Here is a 7,166-nt window from a genome sequence, read left to right on the forward strand (position 1 = left end):
CTTACAGATTGAATCGTTAATTAAGCTATTTAAAATTGGTTTTTAAAACAAGCTAAAAAGAAAAGCTCAAGAACCTTGAGCCAATCTTTAGTATCTATTTATTTAGGAAATCAATTATATCTTGGATCACATGATCTTTGATTTCTTCGTGAATTATATCATGTCTACAATTTGGATAATCAATTGCTTGTCGGTTTGTAAAACCTACACTCTTAAGTTGATTTTGAGACCATTTTGCACCTTTAAATCCATAAGTTACTGGGTCATCTGAACCACGGATTAAAAGGATTGGACAGTTATTGATATTTTGGTATCCCTTTGTGTCTTTTATCCCTTGCATTAGCTTGAAAATGTCTTTAAAACCAGCAACTCTAAACCCAAGACCACAGTTTTTATCTTCTAAATAATCCTCAATATTTTGATGGTTTTTAGACATTCAATCAATTGATGTTTGCGGATGTTTAATCTTTCTGTTAAACGAAGCAAATCCTAATACATTAATTGCGTTAGAGTAGGCTTCTGGACCCTTGATTGTTTGTAATAGTTTGCTTAGTGCTATCCCAAAAGGAATAGCCTTACGGTAAGGTGGATAACCAGCTAAAATAACTTTTTTATAGTATTTTGATTCGGTTTTTAATAAGTTTCTAATTATTAATGTACCTAATGAAAATCCATAAATAATAATTTGCTCTTGATTAAAACGTTTAGCAAATCATTTCGTAATTAGCTTGTAGTCTTCTAATAGCACTTGGTCACCATCTTTAGCAGCAAAGAATCCATGAATTGGGGCATTTGGCCCATGACCACGCATATCACTTGTTAGCACTGTATAGCCCGCTAAATTTAGTTTATTAGCTAAGTAACTTAATCTGCCTTGGTGCTCTTCCATCCCATGGGTTAATAGTACATATCCTTTTGGATTAGGTACCTCATATAAACGCAAAGATAATTTATAACCATCTTGTGCTTCAAGCATAATTTCTTCCATATTTACTCCTTATGTTGTAAAAGCAACATAGAATTACTTATCTTTATTTCTTGCGTCTTCGATTTCTTTAGCTCTTAAATCAAGGTTTGCTTGTTCACGAGCTTTAGCAATTTCTTCTTGTCTAGCTTTAATAGCTTCATCACTATTAAGTGTTTTATTTTCACTTTGTTCTGGGGTTGCTTCTCCTGGTTGAGATGTCATTTTAATTAGATCATCTAAGTTTAAAGGTTGTACATTTTCTTCTTTATGTTCAACCTTTTTAGGAGGCAATTCTAAGTGTGTAGCAATGTAATCAATTTCTTCAGCTACAATTGTTTCTTTTTCTAAAAGTAATGTTTTAATTAACTCTAATAATTTAGGGTTGTCTTTGATAACTTGTGTAGCTAATCTCTTAGCTTCAAGCATTATTTTTCTAATTTCTAAGTCAATTTCATGACTAATTTGGTTTGATAATGAAGATGAAGTTGCTAATGTTTTACCTAAGAATGGTGAACCTTCTTCTTCTTGATATTTAATAGGTCCTAAATCAGACATACCAAATTCAGTTACCATTCTACGAGCAATAGTTGTAGCTTTAGCAATATCATCTGAAGCACCTGTTGAAATTTTATCTTCACCATAAATAATTTCTTCAGCTGCTCTACCACCCATAAAGCTTGCGATAGAAGCTAATAATTCTTCTTTGGTGTAGTTGTATTTTTCATTTTCAGGCATCATTAGGTTATATCCACCAGCTTGACCACGTGGAATAATAGTAATCTTTTGAACTTTATTTCCACCCGGTACCTTAATACCAACAACAGCGTGTCCAGCTTCGTGGTAAGCAACCATAGTTAATTCTTCACGAGTGATTGTTCTAGATTTCTTAGCTGGTCCAGCCATTACTCTATCGATAGCTTCATCGATTTGATCTCTTGTTATCACTCCAGTATTTTCACGAATAGAAAGTAGTACAGATTCGTTAATAACATTTTCTAATTGAGCCCCTGAGAACCCAGGTGTTCTTCTAGCAACGTTGTCAAATGTAATATCACTTGCAAAACGTTTACCCTTAGCATGTAGTTTTAAAATTTCTTCACGTTCTTTTACATCAGGTAATCCAACAGTAATAATTCTGTCGAAACGACCAGGTCTTGTTAACGCTGGATCAAGAACGTCAGTACGGTTAGTTGCAGCGATGAATAGTAATCCAGAGTTTTCTTTAATACCATCCATTTCAACAAGTAATTGGTTTAAGGTTTGTTCACGTTCATCGTGACCTCCACCAATACCACTTCCACGAGTTCTACCGATTGCATCCAATTCGTCAATAAACACGATCGCTGGAGCATTTTTTCTAGCTTCAGCAATAACTTGTCTAACTCTTTTAGCCCCCATACCAACAAATAACTCAACAAAGTTAGATGCTGATACGAAGAAGAATGGAACATCTGCTTCTCCAGCTGTTGCTTTTGCAAGTAATGTTTTACCGGTTCCTGGTGGACCTCCAAGTAAAATACCACGAGGCATTCTAGCTCCTGAAACTTCATATTTTTTAGGATTCTTTAAGTAGTCAACAATTTCACTAATTTCTTCAATTGGTTCTTTGTTACCTGCAACATCAGAGAATTTTTTGTCTGATTTAATAATTTGAGCAGGGCTTTTGTCACCAAACATACTTGACCCTTGACCATTCATCATCTTCATTTGGTATCTAAATAATAGAACCATAAGTAAAATGAAGATTAAAGTAGGTAAAAATGGCAAGATATATGCAGCAAAGAAGCTTTGGCTTGGCGCTTGTAGCACGTTATATGTCTTTGTAGCAGCTGCTAAAGTAGGTGCTAGTTTTCCATTGCTATCAAGTAAGTCAGATAATAAAGTAGTGCTTCCACCAGTTGTAAATTTATCTACAACTGGAACTACTTGATTATTTATGACTTCATTATGCACATAAATACCAGATATAGAGTTTTGGTATGGGTTAAATATTATTTCTTGGAAATAGCTTGCATTAGCATCATTCATCTTATTTAAGTTAGCAAGTTTTAACTTGTTTACAAAATCAGATGTAGATCATACTGTAGCAGCGTTTACTTTACTTACAATTAAGTAAGTCATAATTCCAAGTGCTAATAAAATAACAATAGTCGTTATTATACCAGTCCATCTTTTTTTCTTTTTTGTATCCATTTTGTCCTTTCTTTTTTATATTGATTAATTATATACTTTTATTTAAAAAAATAATATTAGCAAATGAATTATTTCCTTGCTAATATTATTTGTTGTTTTGAATTATTAAATGACCTTTTTCTTTCTTAATAAAGTCATTATTATCTAATTTATAAGTTGCAGTTCGATTTTGTGATTGTACAAAATCAATAATAGAGCGAATTTTCCCTGATGTTAAATTGATATGATCATAATTTGCATTAATAAACTTATAAATGAGTTCTTCTTTTAAAGTTAATTTTGCAAATAAATCTTGAGAATAAGAGCTTTTTTCTCACTTCTTATATTCATAATCAACTTTCATTTGTCTTACTCTTAATTTATTATTTTTAACTCTAAAATATCAAACTCAAGCACTCTTTAATAAAACATGGTTACGATATGTCATTCTAATCTTATTTCTTGTATATTCTTGCTTTAAGTTTGAAGAATCAATATGAAATGGGATACGTTCATAAATACATTTATGAGCAATATAATCTTTTCAATACTTATTAACATATGGACGATAAACATTCATTCCGTAGATATTGTTGTATTTTTTAATTCCAAAGAAGTCTTTTTTTCGATTTGATTCACGTGCCATCATAGCACTTTCAAAGAAATCATCTTTATTGTGCGCAATTAATAAATAATTGCAGCCTTGAGAGATATATATTTGTTTAAAGAATTCATATCTTTTTTCACGCGCTCAATCTTCAAAATTCCCGCTAGTATAGTCCTCTTTATTTAATTCAAGAATAAAGAGTGGAATTTTATTTTTTGCACAATATTTTTTAACAATGTCAGTTTCAATACTACTATCATCACGTTGATGATAATTAACATGCGCCACTACCACATTGTACTTTTTGAATCGATCCAGTAAAAACATACTGTCAGAACCACCACTTACTGCTATTAGATATTTATTATTTGAATCTTTTAAAAATTTATTTTTTAGCATTGTACTTGTTCATTACTGTGTAAATATCATTAAAAGCAAATGATATTGCAGCATTAGCAGCGTTATCAAGTATCGGTTCTAATACTTGCATTTGCTCAGGTGTAAATTTACCTAGCACGAAGTCTCTTAGAGCTGATTGATGAGGAGTTGTAATTCCGATTTTTAAACGTTTAAAGTCTTGTGACCCAAGTTCATTAATAATACTAATAACTCCATTATGTGAACCACCTGAGCCACCAACTTTTATAGTGCTTTTGCCTAGAGGGTAGTCTTTTTCGTCATGAATAACCATTACATCATCAGGAGAAATTTTAAAGAAATTACAAATTCCTGCCACAAATGTTCCAGAATCATTCATATAAGTCAATGGTTTTGCAATAATTAAATCATCAACTTTTGCATAAACTCCATTAAATTTATTTTTATTAAGTTCCACTTGCAATTTCTTACAAATTTTGTCAATTGTTAAAAATCCTGCGTTGTGACGAGTAAATTTATATTGATCACCAGGATTTCCTAATCCAACTATTAATTTCATTTATTCTCCTTTTACAAAGTAAGCAAAGTGAGTTAAAATAGGCTTTTCATACACATTGCTTCTTAAGATAACTTCACCATAATTGGTTTGATTATTTGTCACAATAATTAAGTTTTTCATAGCGCGAGAAGTAGCTGTATAAAGTAATTTCTTACTTAGCATACGTTTGTGACTTGGGTGCACTAAAAAGATGATAACATCAAGCTCACTACCTTGGAACTTGTGAATTGTAGTCCCATAAGCAAGGCTTATTTGTTCATTGAACTCACCTTTTGAATACTTAATTGTAGTTTTTCAATTATTTGCACGCTTAAAGGTTACAAATATGTGAGAAACTTCTTTTTTCTTATTCTTTCCTACTGTATATTCAACACTATCAATATATCCAATGTCTCCATTGCAGATATCTTCATCTAATCTATTTTCAAGTTGAATAACTTTGTCTCCAACTCTAAAATTAACACTTCTACCATTTCTTTTATATGATAAAAATGTTTCATTATCAGGATTAATTTCTTCTTGAATTAATCGATTGATTTCAAATAGCCCAAAATCACCTTTATATGTAGGACATAGGAGTATAACGTTTTCAAGTCCATGTTTTTCTACTTGTTGTTTATAGATTTGAACTATCTTATCATTAACTAATTCATCTTCTGCTTGATATAAGTCGACTTCATTCTTTTTAAATTCAGGAATTCCATTATTTTTAATTTCAGTAAAGTGTTTTCAAATTGAAACAGAATCACTTCTAAAGAATTCATCAAGGAAAGTTACCGAAAACTTATTAGATCTAATAATTTCTCTAAGTAAGTCTCCAGGCCCAATTGGAGGCAATTGGTCTACGTCTCCAATTAAAATAATTTTTTCAAGTGCAGGGCAAGCATTTAATAACTTATCAAATAAGTTGATATCTACCATTGAAAACTCATCAATTACTATTACTTTCATTTCTTTCAAGGTTTCTAAATGATCAACCGAAATTTCTTCTGAAGTATTAGCAATTCTTAAGAAACTATGAATCGTTCTAACTCTGCTATTAATTTTAGATGTTATGTTAGTTGCAGCCCTACCAGTAGGCGCTAAAATTGCATAATCTGCATCTAAAGTTAGCTCACTTTTTTCTAAAGTGTCAAAGATATGTTTGATAATAAAGGTTTTTCCTGTTCCGGGTCCACCTGAAATAATTGATACATTAGAATTAATGAAGTTATAGTATCCTTGTTTCTGGTTCTGTGATAGTTGACTTAGTTCATAATCACTTTTAGCTTTCAATTCAATCTTACTTGGTATCGAAGCAAGGAATTTAAGTTTAGCAGCAATGAACTTTTCTTTGTCAACTGTTTGTTTACGAGATAAATACACATTATGGTTTTGATCAAATGATTTAACTAACTTATTATGTGCAGCTAGATATTCAATATATTCGTAAATACGAGTTATATCGTAATCAAATATAAATCTTAATTGTTCAACAATATGTTCATATGGAATTAGTGTTGAGTTATCATTTTCAAGCTGTTCCATAATATCGTCTAAATAAGCCTCAAAACGATTAATAGAACCTAAATCTCAACCTATTTCAATCGCAAACTCATCTATAACTGGAAGTGAAGGATAAACCTTGTTTAAATACAGTAAATAAGGGTTTTGATTCTTATAATAATCCACAAAGTCCATTTCTTCGTTTTTGTGGTGTTTTTTTAACACTTCTAGCAAATCAGACATGTTTCTTGAATAAAAGAATTGAATATTATTGTGTTCTTCATCAGAAACACCCATTAAAGCTTTAATTCTTGGTTCATTATCATTGTAATATTTCACTAATGAATTTAATTGCTTACTGCTCATTACTGAAAGCAACTTTTCTTCATTAGTTTCTAAATCAGCAACCATCTTAAATAAGTTGCCCCCAAAAGCATCAACCATCTTTTTAGCTGACATTTTTCCAACATTTGGAACATTTTTAGAAATGAGATCTTCTCAATTAATTTCTCTTTCTTCCATGATTGGTACATATGCTTTTAAAATAAATGAATTTTTATTTTTAGGACTTTCACTAACTGTAATTTCGTACTCAGTAAATAGGTCAGGAACATTACCCCTACAATAAACAGGATAGTTCATATTTGAACTATCTGATCTGAATAATAAAAATGCCCAATTTTGATCTTTTGAGCCACTTAAAATCTTTGCAAATTTTCCTCTAAATACTGATTCTGCCATAATTATTTAAATTATAATGTTTTTATTTTTTTATATTACTAAAAAATATTTTAATACCTAGGTAACTTGCTATAGTTATCCACTTTTTAATCTGTGGATAAGTCTTTTTTATTCACAAGTAAATAAAATTATTTTCGAATAATTGTGGAAAAGTACTTTTATGCCTATTTTATAGGATTGTAACTTGTGCATAAAGTTGTGGATAAAGTGACTTTTATTCTATTAAATATATATTTATTAACATACTATTTAAAAAC

5 protein-coding genes are annotated in these 7,166 nt (G+C 30.5%); all 5 read right to left on the minus strand.

The annotated features are described in order from the left end of the window. Positions 1 to 94: 94 nt before the first annotated feature. A complete protein-coding gene (locus ACM0IS_RS03960; RefSeq protein ID WP_416756211.1) occupies positions 95 to 988 on the minus strand; it encodes an alpha/beta fold hydrolase in 894 nt (297 codons plus the stop codon). 33 nt (positions 989 to 1,021) lie between these two features. Next, positions 1,022 to 3,160 carry an ATP-dependent zinc metalloprotease FtsH gene (ftsH, locus tag ACM0IS_RS03965; RefSeq protein ID WP_416756212.1) on the minus strand — a complete coding sequence of 713 codons (2,139 nt, stop codon included), beginning with the start codon at positions 3,158 to 3,160 and terminating at the stop codon, positions 1,022 to 1,024. A gap of 85 nt (positions 3,161 to 3,245) precedes the next feature. Continuing rightward, positions 3,246 to 4,145, minus strand: a complete 900-nt coding sequence (gene tilS, locus ACM0IS_RS03970; RefSeq protein ID WP_416756214.1) for a tRNA lysidine(34) synthetase TilS — start codon at positions 4,143 to 4,145, stop codon at positions 3,246 to 3,248. Further along, a complete protein-coding gene (pth, locus tag ACM0IS_RS03975; RefSeq protein WP_416756215.1) occupies positions 4,132 to 4,683 on the minus strand; it encodes an aminoacyl-tRNA hydrolase in 552 nt (183 codons plus the stop codon). Before pth ends, tilS begins: the two co-directional genes overlap by 14 nt. Further along, positions 4,684 to 6,909: an ATP-dependent DNA helicase gene (locus ACM0IS_RS03980; RefSeq protein ID WP_416756216.1), complete on the minus strand. Its 2,226-nt coding sequence runs from the start codon at positions 6,907 to 6,909 to the stop codon at positions 4,684 to 4,686. Positions 6,910 to 7,166: the final 257 nt, after the last annotated feature.

Source organism: Mycoplasma aquilae ATCC BAA-1896 (assembly GCF_048074525.1).
Lineage (GTDB): Bacteria > Bacillota_I > Bacilli_A > Mycoplasmatales > Metamycoplasmataceae > Mycoplasmopsis > Mycoplasmopsis aquilae.